We start from the raw sequence: 23333 nt of genomic DNA on the forward strand, positions 1-23333 counted from the left end.
CCTCAAATATGATTGAATCGGCAAAATATAACAGAGCAGCCTTCACATGTTAATGAATTCTGCTCTGCCAAATGATTTATTCTGCTGTGTATAGGGATAAAATTAGCTTTCAGCGAACTGCTTTTTGAAAAATGGATAGTCAATATAGCCTTCTGCTACATCTGTTCCAATCATGTTTTGCAACTTCAATTCATTCAGCGGCTCATCATCCACTAAACGTTCAAAAAGGTCTGGATTAGAAATATAGTCTTTACCAAAAGACACGGCTTCGGCTTGACCCGATGCCAATAAATCTAATGCATCCTCACGGCTTAAACGCATATTGGCAATATACGGCACACCATTTGAACGCTGTTTCATGTCAAGGCTAATGCTTCCCGCATCAATATATTCACGGGTAAAGAAGAACGCAATGTGACGTTGACCCAATTCTTGCATGGCATAACCAAAGGTTTGTTTCGGGTTCGCATCGCCCATGTCATGCTCATCACCACGTGGTGCCAAATGTACACCGACACGGCCTGCACCCCAAACTTCAATTAAAGCATCCACCACTTCAAGCAAAAAACGCGCACGGTTTTCAACAGAACCACCATAGCTATCCTCACGCTGATTGGTCGAACTTTGCAGGAACTGGTCAATTAAATAACCATTGGCCGCATGCAATTCCACACCATCAAAACCTGCGGCTTTGGCACGAATAGCAGACTGTTTATATTGTTCAACAATCGTTTGAATTTCAGTAATTTCAAGTGGACGTGGTACTACATAATCACGTTTCGGACGCAATAAACTGACTTGACCTTTTTGCTGCACATTGCTTGCAGAAACAGGTGTGTCACCATCCAGTAAATCAGGATGTGAAACACGCCCCACATGCCATAATTGTGCAACAATTAAACCGTCTTTGGCATGTACTGCATCGGTCACTACTTTCCAACCGTCAACTTGAGCATCGCTAAAAAGTCCCGGTGTTTTTTCATAACCATTGGCTGCTTCAGAAATCACAATCGCTTCAGAAATGATTAAACCAGCACTTGCACGTTGTGCATAATATTCAGCCATCATTGCTGTAGGTACACGATCAGTCGTTGCACGACTACGTGTTAAGGGCGCCATCACCACACGGTTTTTAAGTTTGAGTTCACCAAATTGAATTGGTGTTGAAAAATCTGTCATCAAGCAATCCTCTCACAGCTTGCTTGGACTTAGTGAAGTCTAAAGCGCGTGCTGTAAATGTTGTAAAAATTCTTGGATCAGTGCTTCATTACGTGAGAAATAAGACCATTGCCCATATTTGGTTACATGAATCAGCCCTGCTTGTTGCAGAACAGATAAATGATTGGACATGGTCGATTGAGAAATATCGGCAATTTTTTCCATGTGCCCTGCACACACCCCACGACTAAAATCATTTCCACATTCTTCAGCGGAAATAAAACGTTTAGGTTCTTTTAAACATTGCAGAATCTGACGTCTAATCGGGTTGGCTAAGGCTTTATAAATTGCTTCTGTGTCCATCTCATTTCACTCATGTTCATGATCAGCACCTTACCTAGAATTCATTATATCTATTTTTTACGATATTAATATCGTTATTTTTCGATACAAGGATTCTTTTTGTAAATTGCTAAAATTTTGTACAACTTTATTCTATTCTAACATTGTCTGATCAATGAATGAATTCACTCATCTAACCCAATTTTACCGTTAAAAAAACAGAGGACTAGCCTCTGTTTTTCAGGAATAAACTTAAAGACCTTGTTTTAAACTGGCTTCAATAAATTTATCCAAATCACCATCCAGTACAGCACCTGTATTGGAACTTTCCACACCAGTACGCAAATCTTTAATGCGTGAGTCATCCAGTACATATGAACGAATCTGACTGCCCCAACCAATATCAGATTTGGTATCTTCTAGAGCTTTCGCGGCATCATTACGAATTTGCATTTCTCGTTCATAGAGTTTTGCACGTAACTGTTTCCAAGCATGATCACGGTTGGCATGTTGTGAACGCTGGTTCTGACACGCCACCACAATACCTGTTGGCGCATGGGTTAAACGCACCGCAGAGTCGGTTTTGTTAATGTGCTGACCACCTGCCCCTGATGCACGATAAGTATCGGTACGGACATCGGCTGGATTGATGTCAATCTCAATGTTGTCATCCACTTCAGGCGAAACAAATACCGCAGAGAATGAAGTATGACGACGGTTACCCGAGTCAAAAGGTGATTTACGCACTAAACGGTGTACGCCTGATTCAGTACGTAACCAACCATAAGCATACTCGCCTTCGACACGAATGGTGGCCGACTTAATCCCTGCCACATCACCGTCCGATTCTTCCATCAATTCCGCTTTAAAGCCATGACGTTCAATCCAACGCAAATACATACGCAGCAGCATTGATGCCCAATCTTGTGCTTCTGTACCGCCAGAACCCGCCTGAATTTCGACGTAGCATGGATTTGGATCCATAGGATTGCTAAACATACGACGGAATTCAAGTTTCGCTAACTCTTCTTCAGCAGTGGTTAACTCGGCTTGCACATCTTCAAGTAAACTTTCATCATCCGCTTCAACTGCCAAATCAAGCAATGCTTGTGCATCATCTAGTTGAGTCGATAAATCTTCTAATACATTTAGGACGTTTTCAAGCTCACCTTTTTCTTTGGCCATGGCTTGAGCACGGGCTTGGTCATTCCAAATACTTGGATCTTCCAATTCACGGAGAACTTCTTCTAAACGCTCTTTCTTCAGATCGTAGTCAAAGATACCCCCGTAGTGTTTGACCACGGTCGTTTAAGTCTTTTAATTGGTTTAGATAAGGATTAATTTCCACGTGAATTACTCTCAATCAGCATATTAGGCTTAAATAGCCGCAAATTATATCACAGAGCATTCAAGGAATTTGAGCAGGATTATTTTTGTCTAAGTGCTTGACCAAAATGTATTATTTATGAACAATGCGCATGTTTTTTAAACATTATTACAATTTCTTTATAACAATAACCGTTTGGGGGTTTTATGAAACGCAGTTTATTCGCGTTGGGTCTTGCTGTAATGTCATCTTCAAGTTTTGCTTATAATGCTCAAGTCGATGCTGGCTTTAGCTATTTTGATCACGATAGTGACTGGATTGATTCGAATGGTCAATTCGATTTAAAAGGCACATTCTATTTCGAGCCAGTGGATACAAAAAATAGTCCTTTCAATGAAGCTGCATTTCTCGGTCATAACAGTCATGTATATGCCCAATATGGTTATGAATATTTGGACACCCAAACTGTGGATGTCTCTAAGTTCTTTGACTTCCCTATAGCTGCTGTTGGTACAGCAGAATATGACAGCCACAGTATCGCTGCGGGTATGGAATACTTCTATGAACAATTCTATTTTGCCGGTGAACTGGGTCTGGTTCAAGACAAAGCTGAAGCAACCGTAACGGCCTTAGGCATGACCCATACAGCAAGCGCTGACAAGGACACCACGACCTATCGTGCACTTGTCGGCTATATGCCTATATCTAACCTATTATTCGCTGCGGGGATTGATGGTTTTCAAGGCGATAATGACCATGATGAAAACCGTTTCGCAGTCCGTGCTAAATATGTTGCCCCTCTAGCGCAAGGTCAATTTATTAATTTAGAGACAAATGGCGCTTTTGGCGATACAGACTCAGTGATGGTTGCTGCCGACTATTACCTCGATCATGCCTTTAGCTTTGGTGCGGCATATAGCATTATTGATGATGGAGAAGATGATGCTGATTTCTTCTCCATTCGTTCGAAATATTTCATCAATTCTAACTTCGCAGTCGGTGGCGCAGTGGGTTTTGGTGATGATATTCAAGCATTGAATATCAATGCAACTTACCGCTTCTAAGCTTAAAAACCAGCGCTAAAATGCAGATAAAAGCATGCTCAATCGAGGGTGCTTTTATATTTCTAAAAAATTAAAATGTTACAAAATGCTTAATTTTTTATAGAAAAATCCATTAAATCCACAAAATATCCACAATTTTAATAAAACAAAACATTTTAATAATTACTTAATTTACAATTATTTAATACCAATAATTTACATAACATTACGTTCGCAACATTTCTGTAACTCTGCAATGATTGACCTCGTTTCATTTTGCTCTAGACTAAAAGTTGTAACAAAAAATGTATTAATTTTAACCATAAATTTGAGGGGTAGTATCCATGAAAAAACTAGCAATCGCATCTGCTGTACTTTCAGCACTTGTTCTTACAGGTACAGCTCATGCATACCAAGCTGAAGTAGGCGCATCAGCAGCTTATCTTGACCCTGATAATGGTGGTTCAGGCAATGCTTTTGGTGTAGATGGTACTTATTACTTTAACCCTGTACAAACGCGTAATGCCCCACTTGCAGAGGCAGCATTCCTTGACCGTGCCAGCAACGTAAATGCCCATGCAACATTTGCCGATCAGGGTGACGTCGATAACAATACCTATGGTATTGGTGCTGAATTCTATGTTCCAAACTCAGATTTTTATCTAGGTGGTGATATCAGCCGTAACAATGCTGAATATCGTAATGCTCTCGGTCAAAAATATGACTTCGATACCACGTATTATGCCGCTGAAGTCGGTTATCTTCCTGCACCAGGCTTATTAATTGCCGCGGGTGTGAAAGGTTATGATAACGACAAGGATGACGGTGTAGATCCAACACTGCGTGCTAAATACGTGACTACACTCAGCAATGGCAAAGACATTAACTTAGAAGCGGGTGCTGCATTTGGTGATCTAGACGAATACAACCTTGCTGCAGATTACTTCATTGATAAAACACTTAGCATTGGTGCCGACTACCGCAATAACGATCTCACTGATCAAAGCGAATTTGGAATTAATGCACGTAAATTCTTGAATCAACAAGTCAGCCTTGAAGGTCGTGTTGGTTTTGGTGAAGTCGGTAACAACGACTACAACTCATTTGGTGTCGCTGCGAAATACCGCTTCTAAACAAACAAAAATAGACTCTTTTCATAAAAAAACCGCTCAAATGAGCGGTTTTTTTAATGCTCTAAATGTATGACCCGCAATTGCAAACTCACCTTGCCATTAAATTCATTTTTGTCCAATTCATAAACCAATCGGACATGATCTTGCAGTGCATCAAATTCAAATTTCTCACGGGCATTAAAAGCAATCGCCTCGACCATTTGCCCATTGTCTAAAGCCAAGCGTAATTTTAAATGGCTGTCTTTCAACCAACGAGAATCCAGCACTTTAAACACACCTTCAAAAATAGGCGATGGAAATTTTTGCCCCCAAGGGGTTAAATTTTGTAGCAACTGAACCGTTTCAAGTTGAAAATTTTCTATTGCTAATTCACCATCCGTCCATACAGTGGCATGAAACAGTGACTCATCCATGGTCGAGATTAATTGCTCAAAAGCCTGCTTAAATTGCTCAAAATGCACTTTCTGAAGGGTTAAACCTGCTGCCGCGGCATGTCCACCAAAGTGACTGACCAAATGTGGATATTGCTCTGCAATCATCTCGATGGCATCACGAATATGCACACCGTCGATCGACCGAGCAGAACCTTTGATATGAATCCCATCATCATCTGCTGCAAACACAATACTTGGACGATGAAATTGTTCTTTCAAACGCCCTGCGACAATGCCAATCACTCCCTGATGCCAGTGTTCATCAAACATCACCAACGTGGCAGGTAAATGCTGCTGATCTAACTGCAATTTTTCCAGTTCAACCAAAGCCTGCTGCTTCATTTGCAATTCGACTTGGCGACGCTCAACATTTAAATCATTCAGTTGCTGTGCCAGTGGATAAGCCGTTTGCATATCCTGCGCCAATAGACATTCAATGCCAATGTCCATGGTTTCCATCCGCCCTGCGGCATTCACCCGAGGCCCCAAAACAAAGCCTAAATCTTGTGCTTTAAGCTGTGCGGGGTCACGTCCTGCAATATCCAAAAGCGCGCTGATTCCTGCACGGCATTGATTTTGCTGGATCCGTTTCACCCCCGCATCCACCAAAATTCGGTTGTTATAATCTAAACTTGCCACATCCGCATAAGTGCCTAAAGCCACCAAGTCTAAATACTGGGTCACTTTACTGGTCGATTTACCCAATTGACTGCGATAACTCGACAGTCGTGCCAACAGGTAAAATGCAACCCCAACCCCTGCCAAGGCTTTACTTGGAAACTCACAGCCCAATTGATTCGGGTTCACCACCGCTTCAGCATTGGGTGTTTCTTTGGTGGTCAGATGGTGATCGGTAATAATCACTTGCATGCCATGAGCCTGCGCTTGTTCGACACCGGCATGACTTGAAATACCATTATCGACCGTAATCAGCAGATCCGGTTGATAGCGACTAAACGCTAAATCGGCAATTTTGGCTGTTAAGCCATAACCATATTTAAAACGGTCAGGAACCAAATATTCGACCTTGGCACCCATATCGCGTAGGGCTAAAACCATCAAAGCAGTACTGGTTGCCCCATCGGCATCATAGTCACCGACAATGATGATTTTTTTATTTTGATCAATCGCTTGGTCAATAATTTGAATGGCTTGCTCTAAACCTTTCATATTGGGCGCAAGTAAATGCTTCAGTTTAAACTCTAGTTCTTGTGCTGATTGCACCCCACGACGCGCTAAAATTTGGGCAATAAATGGCGACACGCCCTGAATATTTTCAGGGCGTGTAATCAAAGGACGTTGCTGAATCAATGTTTTTGGCATTTAAGGCATAAGTCGTTGTAAGGTCCATAGACCATCGATTTTTTCATAACTTAAACGGTCATGTAAACGGTTTGGACGACCTTGCCAAAATTCATAATAATCGGGCAGCAAACGATAGCCCCCCCAAAATTCGGGTTTAGCCAGCTCGGCTTTTTCTGTCACTTGTTCATGCAAGGCTTGGAAACGTGTTTGTAATTCTTCACGGCTGACAATAACACCACTTTGCGGCGTACTAATGTGCGCTGCAATTTGGCTATCACGTGGACGTTTATGATAATAGTCCGTTGACTCCGCTAAAGAGATCTTTTCAACCTTACCACTGACACGAATTTGACGTTCCAATTCAGGCCAATAAAACAACAATTCCGCATATGGATTGCTAATTAAATCTAGGCCTTTTTGACTGTCATAATTACTATAAAAGTCATAACCTGCTTCAGTTGCACCACGCAATAATACGGTACGTACATGCGGACGACCCTGTGCATTTGCCGTTGCCAAAGACATGGCATAAGGTTCATGCAAGTGCGCGGCTAAAGCAGCATTAAACCAATTTAAAAACTGCTGATGTGGATTTTCATCCACCTGAGTTTCATGTAATTCATCTTTTTGATAACTTAAGCGCAGTTCGCTTAAGTCTTTAATCACATCATCCATAGACTTACCTTAAGCAGCGTTGGCACGTACAGCATCTGCAAGATGATTGGCTAAAGCCGTAACTTCTTGCAGATCATCCCCTTCCACCATGACACGAATCACTGGCTCAGTGCCTGATTTACGAATCAATAAACGTCCACGACCTTTGAGCTGTGCTTCCGCTTTTTCAAACTCTGTAACCAAAGCAGGAACCGCATACGGGTCAAACATTGCCTCTAAACGGACATTGACCAAGACATTCGGCAATAAGTGGAAGTCGGCAACCAATTCATGCAAGGCTTTTTTCTGTTCGACCATCACGGTCAAGACTTGTAAAGCGGCAATAATTGCATCACCTGTGGTGCTTTTATCTAAAGTCAGAATATGTCCTGAAGGTTCACCACCAATCACCCAACCTTTTTCATCCAATGCTTGCAACACATAACGGTCACCCACGCTGGCACGAACAAATGGCACTTGTGCTTTTTCCAAAGCCAATTCCAGTGCCATATTACTCATCACTGTACCGACAATTCCTGCGGGTTTATGACTGGCTTGAGTGGCAAGAATATATAAAATACTGTCGCCATCAACCAATTCACCATGTTTGTCGACCAAAATGACGCGGTCAGCATCGCCATCAAAGGCAATTCCTAAATCTGCATGATGGTGAAGCACGGCTTTTTGCAATTTTTCAGGATGGGTTGAACCACACTGTTCATTGATGTTTAAACCATCGGGTTCGTTATAGAGCGCAACAATTTTAGCGCCTAATTCTTTAAATACCGCAGGACCTACGTTATAGGCTGCCCCATTGGCACAGTCCACCACAATTTTTAAATTGCTTAGGTCAAAATGGTAGGGAAATGTCGATTTACAAAATTCAATGTAACGACCATTGGCATCTTTGACACGAACACTTTTACCCAAATTTGCGGTATCTTCAATCTTTAATTCTTTTTCAAGTTCTTGATTAATCGCTTCTTGAACGTCATCGGGCAGTTTTTTGCCTTCACTTGAGAAAAACTTAATCCCATTATCATAATAAGGATTATGTGAAGCTGAAATCACAATGCCTAAACTGGCATGTAAAGCACGGGTTAAATGTGCAATCGCGGGGGTTGGCAAGGGCCCTAATAAATGGACATAAACCCCAGCGGCATTGAGACCGGCCTGTAATGCTGATTCTAAAATATAGCCCGATAAACGGGTATCTTTGCCTAAAACAACAATGGGTTTTTTTCTATTGCTCATTTTTTTTAAAACTTTACCTGCTGCAAAGCCAAGCTTGAGTGCAAATTCAGGCGTAATTGGAAGTTCCCCAAACTTCCCACGGATACCATCTGTTCCAAAATAACTCATTTTTCACTCACTTCTTATACATCTACGATGAAATTCATCATCCAATTTTTTCCATAATTACTTTACACCAAAATCAAAAAAGCCGTCATATAAATGACGGCTTTTTCATGAAACGAATTACTAAAAATCAACCCACACGATAGTTCGGTGCTTCTTTGGTAATGGTCACATCATGTACATGAGATTCAGACATTCCTGCCGAGGTAATTTTGACGAACTTGGCATTTTGGCGAAGATCTTCAATTACAGCAGAACCGGTATAGCCCATCGATGAACGTAAACCACCCATCATTTGATGCACAATGTTACCCATCGGGCCTTTATAAGGCACACGACCTTCAATCCCTTCTGGTACCAGTTTTTCTTGACCCGCTTTAGCATCTTGGAAATAACGGTCTGCAGAACCTGTAGCCCCTGCCATCGCACCCAATGAGCCCATACCACGGTATGCTTTGTAGTAACGACCTTGGAAAAATTCAACTTCGCCCGGTGCTTCTTCAGTCCCTGCCAACATTGAACCGACCATAATCGTGCTTGCGCCCGCGCCAATCGCTTTTGCCATATCACCCGAGAAGCGGATACCGCCATCAGCAATCAGTGGAATTTGGTCTTTCAATGCATTGGCAACGCTGTCAATCGCAGAGATTTGCGGCATGCCAATACCAGCAACAATACGTGTGGTACAAATTGAACCCGGACCAATACCGACTTTAACCGCATCTGCACCTGCATCGAGTAATGCCAATGCAGCATCACCTGTTGCAATATTACCGCCAATCACTTGAACTTGCGGATAGTTTGCTTTCACCCAACGCACTCGTTCAATCACGCCCGCAGAGTGACCATGCGCTGTATCAACCACAATCGCATCGACACCCGCATCAACCAATGCTTCAACACGTGCAGGTGTTTCAATGCCAGTACCAACTGCGGCACCGACACGTAAACGACCTAAATCATCTTTACAGCTGTTTGGATAAAGTTCTGCTTTACGGAAATCTGTAACCGTAATTAAACCTTTCAGCTCGTTGTTGTCGCCCACCACCAATACTTTTTCAATACGATTTTTTTGTAATAAAGCTTGGATATTTTCTTTAGATTCGTTTTCACGAACCGTCACCAGACGGTCTTGACCAGTCATGATGTTACTTACAGGCTGTTCTAAATTGGTCACGAAACGTGTATCACGACCCGTCACAATACCGACTACTTTACCATCTTTAACAACAGGTACACCGCTGATATTGTTGGCTTGAGTGATTGCAATGAGTTCGCGAACCGTGGTTTCTGGGGTCACAGTGATGGGATCTTTCACCATTCCTGCTTCAAATTTTTTCACACGGCGTACTTCAGCTGCTTGCGCAGAAATATCCATGTTTTTATGCAGGATGCCAATACCACCATTTTGTGCCATCGCAATTGCCATACGTGATTCTGTCACAGTATCCATTGCAGCTGAAATAAGCGGGATATTCAGATTAATGCCACGAGTTAGGCGTGTCTTTAGAGAGACATCTTTTGGGAGGACAGTTGAGTAGGCAGGGAGTAATAAGACATCATCGAAGGTTAGCGCTTCTTGAACGATGGTCAACATAACAGTCTCACTGGTAATTTCCGTGCGCTATTATAAACAAAAAAACAGTTTTATTCATGTTAATTTCAAACAGCGAGGTAAAATAAATTTACATTGCTGAATATTCATCAATTTTTCTAGAAATTATCATCAATAGACTTTATCCACGCCTGCTTCTTTTAAGCTACGCAGCGGAAGACGTTTGGCTTGCCATACAGAACATCCTTGTCAGGTATGGCAAAGGGATGACATTAATTAAGTTGGGCAGGTAAAGACCGACTCATCCATCAAGTCTGTACCGCACTCTAACGTTTCAATCCAATCCAAAAATTGATTGACCTGCTCTTTCCCGATAAAAGGTGTACCGTGTTGCGGGACGATCATTTCAACATCCATGGTGCGCACCATTTTCACCCATAAACGAATGATTTTATTGCAACACATATAACGCTGATGAAAAGATTTCATTTTCGGAATATGCGAAGCAAAATTTTCCAATGGCTTATTGGCATCATCCACCATCGATGCCCCCATATCACCTGAAAATAAAATTTTTGCAATCGGATCGTAAAATTGGAAGTTACCAACGGAATGTAGAAAATGGGCAGGAACAACAATAATTTTTGATTCGCCCAATGGAATGATCCCACCGTGGTCTGGCAATTCGATCAAGCGTTCCAACCATCCACCTTTCATTCGGTCACTCATAAATGCAGAGTTCAAATGCGGTAAGAAACGTGCCCAAAGTTTAGATGCCACCACTTTGGCTTCGGTATAGACCAACCAACGTGGCATAGAAGTAATAATATCGGGATCTTGATGCGATGCCATGACATAATCAAGATTGGTCAAACGGGTATACTTATTCAGTTCCATGGTCAAAGGGACATAGGTTAAATCACCGCCTGGATCAAGTACTGCTGCACGCTCGTTATCCAGAATTAGAAATTGGTTCGCTTGTACACCTTCACCTTTGACTAGGCTGGTAAAGCTAATACATTTATGTGTGCCATTATCAAATAACACTTGTGATGTAGTGCGGTCAAACGCCATACCCTATTCCCCAAAAATATTGTTTTAAAGTTGCCCTTTTAATCCCTCACAACATATATGGAATTGTAGAAATTTACAATAAACATGTGTTTAAATATTCTTAAATTTATCAGTAAATTGTGCCACATTTAAGCGGGTAAAAATCCCGACAAAAACGCAAGGATTTCTACCCTAACACAGGTTTAAAAGAAATAATGTTGGACTAAAGTTGCAACACCAATCAGCAAGAATATGCTTGCACCAATTTTATGAATCAGTGAAATGGGTAACTTATCTGCCAGCTTATCACCAATAAAGACTGCTGGAGCATTGGCAATCATCATCCCGACTGTTGTACCCGCCATCACCCAGAAAATGCTGTCAAAACGTGCAGCTAAGGCTATGGTTGCCACTTGAGTTTTATCACCTATTTCTGCGAGAAAAAACAGCACAAACGTGGCACCAAACACACCATATTTTTGCCATTTATTAATACTGTCGGTTTCGTCATCCAGTTGGTCTGGAACCAGCATCCACAGTGCCATGGCAATAAAACCAAGCGATACAATCCAAAGCAACACATCGGGGCTAAGAATCGTGGTAATCCACTGACCTAGAACGGCTGAAATACCATGATTTAATAAGGTTGCCAGTAAAATGGCCAATAAAATTGGAATCGGTTTACGGAAGCGTGCTGCGAGCAAGAGTGCCAATAACTGGGTTTTATCACCCATTTCAGCAAGCGCAACAATTGCGGTCGAGATCAGGAACTCATACATATGAACTTTCTCTGGCTAGCAAAATTTGCCGATGACTTACCACTCCTGCTAGCCAAAAATCTGCAGAGTAATAAATCAAAGGTCTTGCCAACAAAAAAAGCTTTTTGAAAAGCTGAATTGGTTCTTTGCTATGATGACCATGTTCTGTTGAACAATTATGTTGACCATCACCTTTTTACATTGCGTAAAAAGCGGCTACTCCCCAATGAAGTAGTGCTAGTGTAATTTACACAGCATTTTTTTTCAAATCAGATTTTCTTTTTGCCCACGAAATATAAAGCAATGAATTTCCCCCAATAAAAAACCCTGCCTAAGCAGGGTTTTCATGCACATTTTTAGACTAAAAATTACAGCAATAAGCTACGAATATCAGCCAAAAGCTTGGTCAATTTATTGGTGAAACGCGCAGCATCTGCACCATTAATCACACGGTGGTCATAAGACAATGACAACGGCAACATTAAGCGTGGGTCAAAACCTTCACCATTCCAAACAGGTTGCATGGTTGCAGGTGAAATACCCAAAATTGCCACTTGCGGCCAGTTTACCAGCGGTGTAAATGCTGTACCACCAATTGAACCTAGACTGGTAATGGTAAAGTTCGCACCCTGCAAGTCTTTCGGAGAAAGTTTTTTGTCGCGAGCTTTTTGACCCAGTACACCCAGTTCAACTGCAATTTGCTTAATTGATTTTTGATCTGGATTACGCAGTACTGGAACGGTCAAACCATCAGGTGTCGCAACTGCAATCCCCATATGGATTTCATTTCGCAACACGACTGATTTTTGATCATCCGCCAAATGACCTGCAAAATCACGCTCTTCTTTTAGTAGATGCGTAACGGCTTTAATAATAAATGCCATAATGGTCAGGCTAATGCCTTCTTTCTTAAAGTTGCCTTTAAGATCATTACGCCATGCTTCAAGCTCAGAAATATCCGCTGCGTCAAACTGTGTAACTTGTGGAATGAAGTTATTCAATGACAATTGCGGAACAGAAACCTGTTGCAAACGCGTCATGGCTTTTTCTTCTGTACCACCAAATGCGCTAAAATCAGGCAGTTTTGGCAAACCAGCAACTTGAGCAACGGCTTGAGCCACAGGAGCAACCTGAGGCGCTGTCAAACGCGTTTTTACATAAGCAACCAGATCTTCTTTCATCAAACGTTCATGCGGGCCTGATGCTTTTACTTCTGACAACACGACACCCAGTTCACGTGCAAGTTTACGCACCGCAGGGCCTGCATATACTTTCGAATTTGCAGCACTTTGCTCTTTGGTTAACTTATCTACGTCATTTGTAGTCGCAGCTACAGGTGCAGATTGTTGTACTTTAGCTGCTGCTTGAGTAGGAGCTGTCGCTTTTGCTGTTTCGACTTTTGCAACAGGTGCAGCAGCTTGACCTTCAGCTTCAATCGTCACCAGTGCAATGCCTTCCGAAACATTTTGACCAAGTGCAACATGAATTGCTTTGATCACACCTGCCATCGTACTTGGTACTTCAACTGTCGCTTTATCTGACTCAACCACGATGATGCTTTGGTCTTTTTCAACCGTATCACCCACAGCCACCAAAATTTCAGCAACAGCAGCTTTATCAACCCCTAAATCAGGGACTGAAACTTCAACTGGACCTGCTGAAGCAACGACCTGAGGAGCAGCTTCTACTGGTGCAGTTTCAGCAACAGGCGCAACTACTTTTGGCCCCTCTTGCACTGCTACAGCGACCGAACCTACAGTTTTCACTTTAAGCAGAACCACGCCTTCTTTCACGCTGTCACCAACCTGAATTTCAACGGCTTCCACAGTGCCTGCAATTGTACTTGGTACTTCAACTGTTGCTTTATCTGATTCAACCACAACAATGCTTTGATCTACATCAATTTCATCGCCCACAGACACCAAAATTTCACCGACCAAGGCTTTTTCCACACCAATATCAGGCACTTTCACTTCAACAACCGTTGCTGTCGTAGCAGCAGGAGTTGACGTTTTTTCTTCAACCACTGGCGCTGTATTTGATTGAACAGGTGCAACCACAGCTTCAAGCTGAGGTGTTGCAACTACTTCAGATGCCGTCGCGGCTTCTGCTTCTAGTTCGATCAATACTGCACCTTCAGCAACTTCATCACCCAAATTAACCAAAATGCTTTTAACCACACCTGCCGAAGTGCTAGGCACTTCAACAGAGGCTTTATCCGATTCAAGTAAGATAATACTGTCATCAACGCTAATGGTATCGCCCACTTTGACTAAAATTTCTGCCACTGTTGCTTTATCTACACCAATATCTGGAGTCATAATTTGCATGATTAGTTCTCCTCTTTGTAGTCAGCAACCGCATGAAGCTCTGGATGCGTTTGTGGCAACCACGCCACTGGGCGGTCTGTATCTAATTCAAAACTAGAAATTGCATCTTTTACTAAACGCGCATCAACTTCGCCTTCATCTGCAAGTTTTTTCAACGTCGCAACGACAATATGCGCAGCATCAACACCGAAATAACTACGTAAATTTGCGCGTGTATCTGAACGGCCATAGCCATCTGTACCTAACGCTACGAATGGACGGTTATCTGGAAGATAAGCACGAATTTGTTCGCTGTATGCACGCATATGGTCTGTCGCCGAAACCACGATACCATTGGTATTGCGAAGTTGCTTCGATATCCACGCTTCTTTTGCTGTTTCAGCCATTGGGTGCAAGCGGTTATATTCTTCACATGCCATACCATCACGTGCCAGTTCATTAAAGCTGGTTACGCTGTACACGTTTGAATGAATTTGGTATTCGTCACGCAAAATTTGCGCCGCTTTAATCACTTCACGAAGAATCACGCCTGAACCCATCAACTGTACAGTGGCTTTTTCATCTTCCTGCAATAAGTACATACCACGCTTAATGCCTTCCTCAGCGCCTTGTGGCATTTCAGGATGTTCGTAGTTTTCGTTCATCACAGTTAAGTAATAGAACACGCGCTCTTGGTTGACATACATACGCTGTAAACCATCATGTACGATCACAGCGAGTTCATAACCAAAACATGGATCATAAGAAATACAGTTTGGAATGGTGTTCGCAAGAATGTGCGAGTGACCGTCTTGGTGCTGTAAACCTTCACCGTTTAGCGTAGTACGACCTGCAGTTGCACCCAACAAGAAGCCTTGTGCTTGTGCGTCGCCTGCTGCCCATGCAATATCACCAATACGCTGGAAACCAAACATCGAGTAGTACATGTACATTGGAATCATTGGCAAGTTATTGGTTGAATAACTGGTTGCCAATGCTGCCCATGCACTCATTGCACCCGCTTCGTTAATCCCTTCTTGAAGCATATGACCGTCTTTTGCTTCACGGTAATGCATCAATTGTTCTTGGTCTTCAGGGGTATATTTTTGACCATGCGCTGCATAAATACCCAATTGACGGAACATGCCTTCCAAACCAAAAGTACGTGCTTCATCAGGAACGATAGGGACAACACGGTCTTTAATGGCTTTCTCTTTCAATAATGCAGAGATTAAACGCACCATCACCATCGTGGTTGATTGTTCTTTACCACCACTGCCTTTCAACACTGCATCAAATACAGACAACTCAGGAATGGCAAGCTGTTCACTTTCTTTACGACGTGCAGGTAAGTAACCACCCAATGCTTCACGACGCGCTTTCATATATTTCAATTCAGGCGAATTTTCGCTTGGACGGTAGAAAGGCACTTCTTCTAATTGCTCATCATTGAATGGCAAGTTGAAACGGTCACGAACGTATTTTAAAGATTCAATTTGCATCTTTTTAATTTGATGCGTTTTGTTGACCGCTTCAATTTCTTCAGACAAACCATAACCTTTAACTGTTTTCGCAAGAATTACAGTAGGTTGACCTTTGGCTGTACACGCTTCTGCATAGGCAGCAAATACTTTGTATGGGTCATGACCACCACGGTTCAGATTATCAATATCTTCATCGCTTAAATCTTTGACCAGTTCCGCAGCTTCAGGATACTTACCAAAGAATTTTTCACGCGTATATGCGCCACCTTTCACTTGGTAACGTTGGAAATCGCCATCGACCGCTTCTTCCATCACGGCTTGAAGTGCGCCTGTGCTGTCTTTCGCCAACAATGGATCCCAATGACGGCCCCAAACCACTTTAATCACACGCCAGCCTGCACCACGGAACAATGATTCAAGTTCTTGAATAATCTTGCCGTTACCACGTACAGGGCCATCTAGACGCTGTAAATTACAGTTCACCACCCAGATTAAATTGTCTAACTTTTCACGACCTGCCAGTGAAATTGCACCCAAGCTTTCTGGCTCATCCATTTCACCATCGCCCAGATAAGCCCAAACTTTACGGTCTTCTTCTTTAATCAAACCACGGTTCATCAAATACTTTTGAATGTGCGCTTGATAAATCGACATGATAGGCCCTAAGCCCATAGATACAGTCGGGAACTGCCAATAATCTGGCATTAAGTACGGGTGTGGGTAACTTGGAAGACCAATACCGCCCACTTCACGACGGAAATTATTTAAATGGTCTTCAGTCAAACGACCTTCAAGGAATGAACGTGCATAAATACCGGGTGCACAATGACCTTGATAATAGATCATGTCCCCACCAAAGTGATCACTATTGGCACGAAAAAAATGATTAAAACCAACATCATACAAAGTTGCTGAAGATGCAAAACTGGCTAAGTGACCACCTAAATCATCACCTGTTTTATTCGCACGCAGTACCATTGCCAAAGCATTCCAACGAATCAACGCACGAATACGGCGTTCCATATCTTGGTCGCCTGGCATTGCTGGCGTTTCGTCAACCGAAATTGTATTGCGGTAAGGCGTATTTAGGCGCTGAATAGGAACATGTGTAGCAATTGCACGCTGATAAAGTTTTTCCAGTAAAAATGCCGCTCGCTCCGTTCCCATATGTTGTAAAACCGAGTCGAAAGCATCTTGCCATTCTTGGGTTTCTTGCGCGTCAGTATCACCATAAAACGCCATATTGCACCTATTCCTTGAGCCTATTTATATTCTCTATATGTATCATACTTTGGCTGATTTCAGTTATTGCCACAGCTGAATACGGAATAGCACTATTATTTAGAAAATAAATATCTACTGACCATTCTTTACGCAATAAAACAAAAAACCGCCAATAAAGGCGGTTTTTTATACAATAAGTATTCTTTTGAATGATAATATTTAGAGTTAAAAGCTATAAGCGCTTAGATCACATTCTTTAAGACTATTCAGAGCAAAGTTGTAATCCATCATGGAAAAACTTATGGCAACATCGCTAAATAAGTTGACGGATTTTTACGTTGACCATCTTTGACGACTTCATAATGTAAATGAGGGCCAGTACAACGCCCCGTACAACCCACATTAGCAATATGTTCACCGGCTTGTACTTTATCGCCAACGCGGGCAATCAGACGAGATGCATGTGCATAACGCGTGAGATAACCATTGCCATGATTAATTTCCACATATTGACCATAGCCTGTACCCCAACCCGATTTAGTGACCACACCTGGACCGGTTGCATAAATAGCAGTACCACTTGGGGCAGACATATCTAAACCTGAATGATTTTCAGCACGGCCACCCATGGTACGACCACCATAGTTTGAACTGACACGATTCATATCAGGCAATGGGTGAGATACCAACCAAGAGTAAGGATTGTTAGAATAGCTTTTTGAGGTGCTTGAGCCGTATTTCTTTGCCAGCGATTCATTGTTCAATTCAACAGTTTTTTCACGTAATTGAACACTCATTTTAGTTTCAGCAGGGAGGTCAATATCATTTGACTCTACATAAGAACCCTGAGCCAAAGTACGAGTCAGTTGTTCAATACGATCTGTTGATACGTCGTTAGAATTTAGTTCAACTAAATCCGCAAAAGCTACAGATGCAGCAGACGCTGCCAATGAAAACGCTAATAGAATACGTCGCGTATGCATAAAAAACCTCTTTTAACTGTTCTTAGTTAATGTCCTTGTGTGATCTCTTCCTTGATATCTACTGAACGAAGCGCATAAGATTAAGACACAAATATGAAGGAACAATGTATGTCTGAACCAGTGAAGCTCTTTCAACAAACAAGAAAACACTTAAAAACAGGAAACTTTACGTTTCTCTCTACACAAGTTGCTGCATGGCAGAAACTTACAAAAATCATTCAACCTATCTTGCCCCAACCGGAGCAATGGAAAGTTGTTTGTTATCAAAATGGCGTTTTGACCATTACCGGTGAAAATCAAGCTATGATTAGTCAACTGGCATATCTTCAAAAGCAATATATTGCTCAATTATTACAATTAGAAGAATTCAAAGAATTACACAAACTGCAAGTTCGTTTAAGAATTCAAACACCAACACCCGCAAAACCTGAAGCGCTGACCAGATCCCTTAGCCCAGATACTCAAGATTTAATTCGTGATGCTGCTGACTTTGTGAGCGACCCCAAGCTTAGCCAAGCAATGCTACGTTTGGCAAGCAATAAAAAGTAACCAGCACTTTGCTGTCGCTGAAATCAGCCAAAAATTATGTGACCGACTTAACAGTCATAGTTGTTATATTATAACACACACATTAAAAGACAATGACTTATGTCACACTTACATAAGGAATTGGACATTGCGTTTCGTCATTAAATGTTACAATTTCGTAACTGGTTGGATCACTTTTAACATTGCGTAATAATTGATTATTTAATGCATGTCCTGACTTATAGCCATCAAATTTAGCAATAATTTGATGTCCAAGTAAGTATAAATCGCCAACAGCATCTAAAATTTTGTGCCGTACAAACTCATCAGAGAAACGTAGCCCCTCCTCATTCACTACACCTGTTTCATCCACACCAATCGCATTGTCTAAACTTGCGCCTAAGGCTAAATTATTGGCTTTGAGATAATCTAAATCTTTCATAAAACCAAAAGTTCGTGCTTCACTGACTTCATACACAAAGGTTTCGGTTGAAAAATCAATGGTCGCTGACTGGTATTCTTTTTTAAATGCAGGATGATCAAAATCAATGGTAAAGTTTAACTGAAAGCCTTGATGTGGATGAAAAACAGCACGTTTATCATCAATCAATGCTTCAACTGTTTTTAATATTTTGATAAATTTTTTCGGTGCATTTTGCTCAGCTAGACCACCTTGCATCAGCAAGTAAATAAATGGGCCTGCACTGCCATCCATAATCGGTACTTCAGAAGCAGAAACCTCAATAATCAGATTGTCGATGCCTAATCCAGCAATTGCACTCATGACATGCTCAATGGTGCCGACCTTGGCATCTTCTTGAACCAAATTAGAGCACATAAATGCTTCTTGAATCAGCATGGCATTGGCTTGAATATCGACAGGTGGATCTAAATCGATACGTCGAAACACAATTCCCCCATCAACATGGTGCGGCACAAAGTTAATTAAGACTTTTTGCCCACTATGAAGACCAATACCGCTCGCTTTCACGACACGTTGTAGGGTTCTTTGTTTCAACATGTTTTCTATCATCTGCTCATCAAACCGCTATACGTTAGCATATTTAGCCATTGATAAAAAACAAAAAGGTAGCCTTTAGGCTACCTTTTCTGTTGAATTTATGCAGACCACATTAATTCATCTTTATTTACGTTGCTGATTTTTCAAGTAATCTTGAATACTCATCGGTGTTGGGCGCGCTGTACCGACTGCTGGAGCAGTGGTCGCACTCGCTTCACTCTGTTGACGTTGGATTGCTGGCACATCGTCATCTTCCACAGCAGCTTGAGCAACTGAACTCACTGGACGAGTTGCAGACTGCGTTGTTGGACGTTTTACCGTATCCACAGAATCGGCTGAATTACGCGTTAAACCTGTAGCAATTACCGTTACGCTAATTTCATCACGCGCATCTGGATCAAATACAGTGCCGTAGAACACTTGACCTTCGTCCAAATCGACAATCTGATTGACTACATCAGTAATTTCTTCAATTTCACCGAAGGTCACGTCATCACCACCAGTGACATTAATCAAAATACCTTTGGCATTCATAATGGTTACATTATCCAGCAGTGGGCTACGAATGGCTTGTTCAGCAGCTTGGCGGGCACGCGTTTCACCGCGACCAGAACCTACACCCATCATGGCATAACCACGCGTACTCATGGCAGTTTTTAAATCGGCAAAGTCAAGGTTGATATGTCCTGGGCGAACCACAAGATCAAAGATACTGCGTACCGCATTGAGCAATACGTCATCTGCTTTTTTGTATGCGTCTTTCATGGAAATATCACGGAAGACTTTAAGCAAACGTTGATTCGGAATAATAATTAAAGAATCAACATGCGCTTCCAAAGCTTCAATGCCTTTTTCAGCAGATTGTTGACGTCGTTTGCCTTCAAAGTTAAATGGAGTCGTCACCACACCTACAGTCAAAATCCCCATTTCTTTGGCAATTTCAGCAACAACAGGCGCAGCGCCCGTACCTGTACCACCACCCATACCAGCAGTGACAAAGACCATGTCGGTGCCTTCAAGGTGTTGGCGAATGATTTCACGGCTCTCTTCAGCAGCAGTTTGACCCACTTGAGGATTTGCACCCGCACCCAAACCACGCGTGCTTTGTTCGCCTAACTGAATTTTGAATTGTGCATTCATACGATCTAAAGCTTGTTTATCCGTATTGGCACAAACAAATTTTACACCTTGAATGTCTGACTCAAGCATATGTTGTACAGCATTACCACCAGCACCACCTACACCAAACACAGTGAAACGGGCTTGACCGTTGCTATCGTTTTGATCATCTTCTAAAAATTCAAATGAGGCCATGACCTTTGGATTTCCTAATGCGTAATTGGCAGTCACTTAAGCCCGTATACTGCCTTAATCTTAATAAAATTGTTTTTTAGAATGCTGTTCAACTGCACGCTTGTCAAGTGCAAGCCGTTAGACGTACAACTTCCTAACAATATTCCCAATAAATTCAACTTAAAATATCGATTTTAACTGATTATTCAATGCCGACCATGCTCGCCCTACTCGTTTGAAAACAGACAGCTTTTCAGGATCAGTAGCTTCCACAATCGTATCTTGTGTGTCACTTTGACTAAACATTAACAATCCAGCCGCTGTTGCATATTGCGAACGGCGCAAAGCCGCCTGATTTTGTTCTTCAGCATAGACCTGTACGGGTGGATTGCCTAAATGAGCAGAAACACCCAGCATATGACGTGCCAAATTCACCATACCCTCAATTTGACTGGCATCGCCCGTCAACACCACACCATGATATAAACCATGAATTGCACCATTACGTTGTAATTCTTGATGCACTTGATTCAAAATTTCTTCATAGCGCGCAATAATAATTTCAGTTAATTCAATGCGACTAATCGTTTGCGGCCCATCAATGCCTTGGAATTGAATCATATGATCTGGTTTGACCACTTTTAATTCAACACAACCATACAGAAGCTTAATTCGTTCAGCTTCCTCTGTTGTGGTTTGCAGTACCGCAGCAATATCTCGGGTTACATTCTCACCACCACGCTGTAAGGTATGGGTTAAAGCAAGACGACCATCTAAATACACGGCAATATTAGTCGTACCTGCACCAATATCTAGCAAACATACGCCATACTCTTTTTCATCTTTGAGCAAGCTAGATTCAGCCGTGGCTAAACAAGACACCACCATTTTTTCAACGCCAATATTGGCACCTTTAAGCGCACGATCCAAATTCTGCATGGTGCTAATCGGCAACATCATCAACTGATAATGCCCCTTCATACTGTGTGCAGACATCCGAATCGGATTCTGTACCCATTCTGTTGAATCATCTAATTCAAAACCCAAAGGCACTGCACTGACCAAATAATGATCAGAGGTTAAATGACTGGCTTTGGCCAGCTCTAGTGCGCGTACCACTTCACTTGTGGTAATGGTGTGGTCACTATTTTCAATAGGTGTACGACCTGATGCATAAAAGCTTTTTAATTCTGCACTTGGAATTGAAATCCAAGCGGAATGCACTCGGCATTCAGCCATATCTTCTGCTTCTTGTACGGCATTTTTGATTGCAGTAATGACTTTGTCGAGACTTACAATTTTTCCTTTATTCATGCCTCGGTTACGAGCGGTCGCCATACCAATTACTTGGATATTGTCTGGCGCATGTACCTTACCAATCAAAACTGAAACTTTGTGTGTCCCAATGTCAATCGCAACAACCGAGGGAACAGCTTCATTCATTATCTACTACTACCATGACGTGTTTAGTTAATTTTTGGCTTAAAGCCTCTATTTTATATAAAGCCGCTCAATTATGGCTTTACCGTTCTTGCATCTGCAATGCTTGTGTCATCAATCGTTACAACAAAGTGACCATTTACAATCTTTGGTGCTGCTGCATTCTTCCATTGTATGGCCAATCCATTTCTATAACGTAAATCGACCGATGAAATTTTAGACCAAACTGGTTTTAAATCACTTTGTGCCAGATGACTCAAGCGTTGAAGTTTACTCATGGTTTGATCTTGATCCACAATGATGCGTAAACCAGAATCAAACTGCATAAACCAAGTCATACGTTCTGTTAAATATAATTCTTTTAAACGAACATTGACTGGCAGGAATAATTGATTAATTTCATTGTAACGCCGCATCATCATTTTTGACTGTGTAGTGGGTCCGTGTAGCAAGGGTAATTTCTGATTATTTTGCGGTATGACCTCTGCAAAAATATCACCACTATCACTTAATAATCGGCCTGTTCCCCAACGAGCAATCGCATGACGCGGCATGACGCGTACTCGGATTGAGTTTGGCCATGCACGTGATACCACCACGCGATCAACCCAAGACAACGCCAATGCTTGATCTCGAACTTTTTCTAAATCAGCAGTAAAATAATTGGCCGTGACTGTCGGTGCAACATGTGTCATGACCTGACGCGTTTCAGCATCTGATCGTGTTCCGACCACGTTAAGCTCAGCCACTTGTGCATCGGTCATGACCGTATATAAACCATATACCCCTACCGCCAATACTGCGAGTGCAACAAGCAATAACAACCAACCACCGAAATTCGCAAGCTTTTCCTTACGCGTCGGTGGCTTATCGTGTATTGATGTGATTGCTGCTCGTTTACGGCGCATTGAAGCAGGAAGTTGAGCCATA

At 42.0% G+C, this 23333-nt stretch carries 19 protein-coding genes and 1 riboswitch; of the genes, 3 read left to right on the forward strand and 16 right to left on the reverse strand.

Translation table 11 applies throughout. From position 1 onward, the window contains the following. Positions 1–102: 102 nt before the first annotated feature. The 3 genes from BLV99_RS09340 to prfB all read right to left on the reverse strand — a co-directional run bounded on the left by BLV99_RS09340 (position 103) and on the right by prfB (position 2848). Complete coding sequence (locus BLV99_RS09340) at positions 103–1179, reverse strand: alkene reductase (protein ID WP_092689943.1); 1077 nt, start codon at positions 1177–1179, stop codon at positions 103–105. 39 nt (positions 1180–1218) lie between these two features. After that, on the reverse strand, positions 1219–1521 hold the full coding sequence (locus BLV99_RS09345; RefSeq protein WP_074947601.1) for an ArsR/SmtB family transcription factor: 303 nt from the start codon (positions 1519–1521) through the stop codon (positions 1219–1221). A gap of 231 nt (positions 1522–1752) precedes the next feature. After that, positions 1753–2848 (reverse strand): peptide chain release factor 2 gene (gene prfB, locus BLV99_RS09350; protein WP_139243538.1). Its coding sequence is split into 2 segments (ribosomal slippage): positions 1753–2775 and positions 2777–2848, totalling 1095 coding nucleotides; the frame shifts between segments, so codons are not numbered across the junction. A 185-nt stretch (positions 2849–3033) separates the two neighbouring features. Here prfB and BLV99_RS09355 point away from each other — a divergent pair. Further along, a complete protein-coding gene (locus BLV99_RS09355; RefSeq protein ID WP_092689946.1) occupies positions 3034–3891 on the forward strand; it encodes a putative porin in 858 nt (285 codons plus the stop codon). 323 nt (positions 3892–4214) lie between these two features. After that, positions 4215–5003, forward strand: a complete 789-nt coding sequence (locus tag BLV99_RS09360) for a putative porin (protein WP_092689948.1) — start codon at positions 4215–4217, stop codon at positions 5001–5003. Positions 5004–5056: 53 nt separating this feature from the next. Here the strand turns inward: BLV99_RS09360 and recJ are convergent, their stop codons facing one another. The 9 genes from recJ to BLV99_RS09405 form a co-directional block, all read right to left on the reverse strand. Then, positions 5057–6760, reverse strand: coding sequence for a single-stranded-DNA-specific exonuclease RecJ (gene recJ, locus BLV99_RS09365; protein WP_092689951.1), 1704 nt, complete (start codon positions 6758–6760; stop codon positions 5057–5059). Then, positions 6761–7417: a pyridoxamine 5'-phosphate oxidase gene (gene pdxH / locus BLV99_RS09370; RefSeq protein ID WP_092689954.1), complete on the reverse strand. Its 657-nt coding sequence runs from the start codon at positions 7415–7417 to the stop codon at positions 6761–6763. A 9-nt stretch (positions 7418–7426) separates the two neighbouring features. Next, a complete protein-coding gene (gene glmM, locus BLV99_RS09375; RefSeq protein WP_092689957.1) occupies positions 7427–8758 on the reverse strand; it encodes a phosphoglucosamine mutase in 1332 nt (443 codons plus the stop codon). Positions 8759–8885: 127 nt separating this feature from the next. Continuing rightward, entirely contained in the window at positions 8886–10352 is a 1467-nt protein-coding gene (gene guaB / locus BLV99_RS09380) for an IMP dehydrogenase (protein WP_092689959.1), read from the reverse strand. A gap of 234 nt (positions 10353–10586) precedes the next feature. Beyond that, positions 10587–11384, reverse strand: coding sequence for an oxygen-binding di-iron domain-containing protein (locus tag BLV99_RS09385; RefSeq protein WP_004650768.1), 798 nt, complete (start codon positions 11382–11384; stop codon positions 10587–10589). Positions 11385–11566: 182 nt separating this feature from the next. Next, a complete protein-coding gene (locus tag BLV99_RS09390) occupies positions 11567–12142 on the reverse strand; it encodes a TMEM165/GDT1 family protein (RefSeq protein ID WP_092689962.1) in 576 nt (191 codons plus the stop codon). A 73-nt stretch (positions 12143–12215) separates the two neighbouring features. After that, positions 12216–12358: riboswitch (yybP-ykoY riboswitch) on the reverse strand. A 131-nt stretch (positions 12359–12489) separates the two neighbouring features. Beyond that, complete coding sequence (locus BLV99_RS09395; RefSeq protein ID WP_092689965.1) at positions 12490–14451, reverse strand: 2-oxo acid dehydrogenase subunit E2; 1962 nt, start codon at positions 14449–14451, stop codon at positions 12490–12492. A 2-nt stretch (positions 14452–14453) separates the two neighbouring features. After that, a complete protein-coding gene (aceE, locus tag BLV99_RS09400) occupies positions 14454–17156 on the reverse strand; it encodes a pyruvate dehydrogenase (acetyl-transferring), homodimeric type (RefSeq protein WP_086184046.1) in 2703 nt (900 codons plus the stop codon). A 281-nt stretch (positions 17157–17437) separates the two neighbouring features. After that, a complete protein-coding gene (locus BLV99_RS09405; protein WP_092689968.1) occupies positions 17438–18121 on the reverse strand; it encodes a M23 family metallopeptidase in 684 nt (227 codons plus the stop codon). 108 nt (positions 18122–18229) lie between these two features. On the opposite strand from BLV99_RS09405, the gene BLV99_RS09410 reads away from it, so the two are divergent. Then, complete coding sequence (locus BLV99_RS09410; protein ID WP_086165331.1) at positions 18230–18670, forward strand: DciA family protein; 441 nt, start codon at positions 18230–18232, stop codon at positions 18668–18670. Between the two features lie 97 nt (positions 18671–18767). Here BLV99_RS09410 and lpxC read toward each other — a convergent pair whose 3' ends face one another. The 4 genes from lpxC to BLV99_RS09430 form a co-directional block, all read right to left on the reverse strand. Continuing rightward, a complete protein-coding gene (gene lpxC, locus BLV99_RS09415) occupies positions 18768–19670 on the reverse strand; it encodes a UDP-3-O-acyl-N-acetylglucosamine deacetylase (RefSeq protein WP_092689971.1) in 903 nt (300 codons plus the stop codon). A gap of 123 nt (positions 19671–19793) precedes the next feature. Next, complete coding sequence (gene ftsZ, locus BLV99_RS09420) at positions 19794–20984, reverse strand: cell division protein FtsZ (RefSeq protein ID WP_086184049.1); 1191 nt, start codon at positions 20982–20984, stop codon at positions 19794–19796. 159 nt (positions 20985–21143) lie between these two features. Further along, the gene (ftsA, locus tag BLV99_RS09425) at positions 21144–22406 is read right to left on the reverse strand and encodes a cell division protein FtsA (protein WP_086165333.1); all 1263 of its coding nucleotides are present in this window, start codon (positions 22404–22406) and stop codon (positions 21144–21146) included. Positions 22407–22477: 71 nt separating this feature from the next. Next, complete coding sequence (locus BLV99_RS09430) at positions 22478–23332, reverse strand: cell division protein FtsQ/DivIB (RefSeq protein WP_092689974.1); 855 nt, start codon at positions 23330–23332, stop codon at positions 22478–22480. Between the last annotated feature and the right edge of the window lies 1 nt (position 23333).

This window comes from Acinetobacter kyonggiensis (assembly GCF_900107285.1).
GTDB lineage: Bacteria > Pseudomonadota > Gammaproteobacteria > Pseudomonadales > Moraxellaceae > Acinetobacter > Acinetobacter kyonggiensis.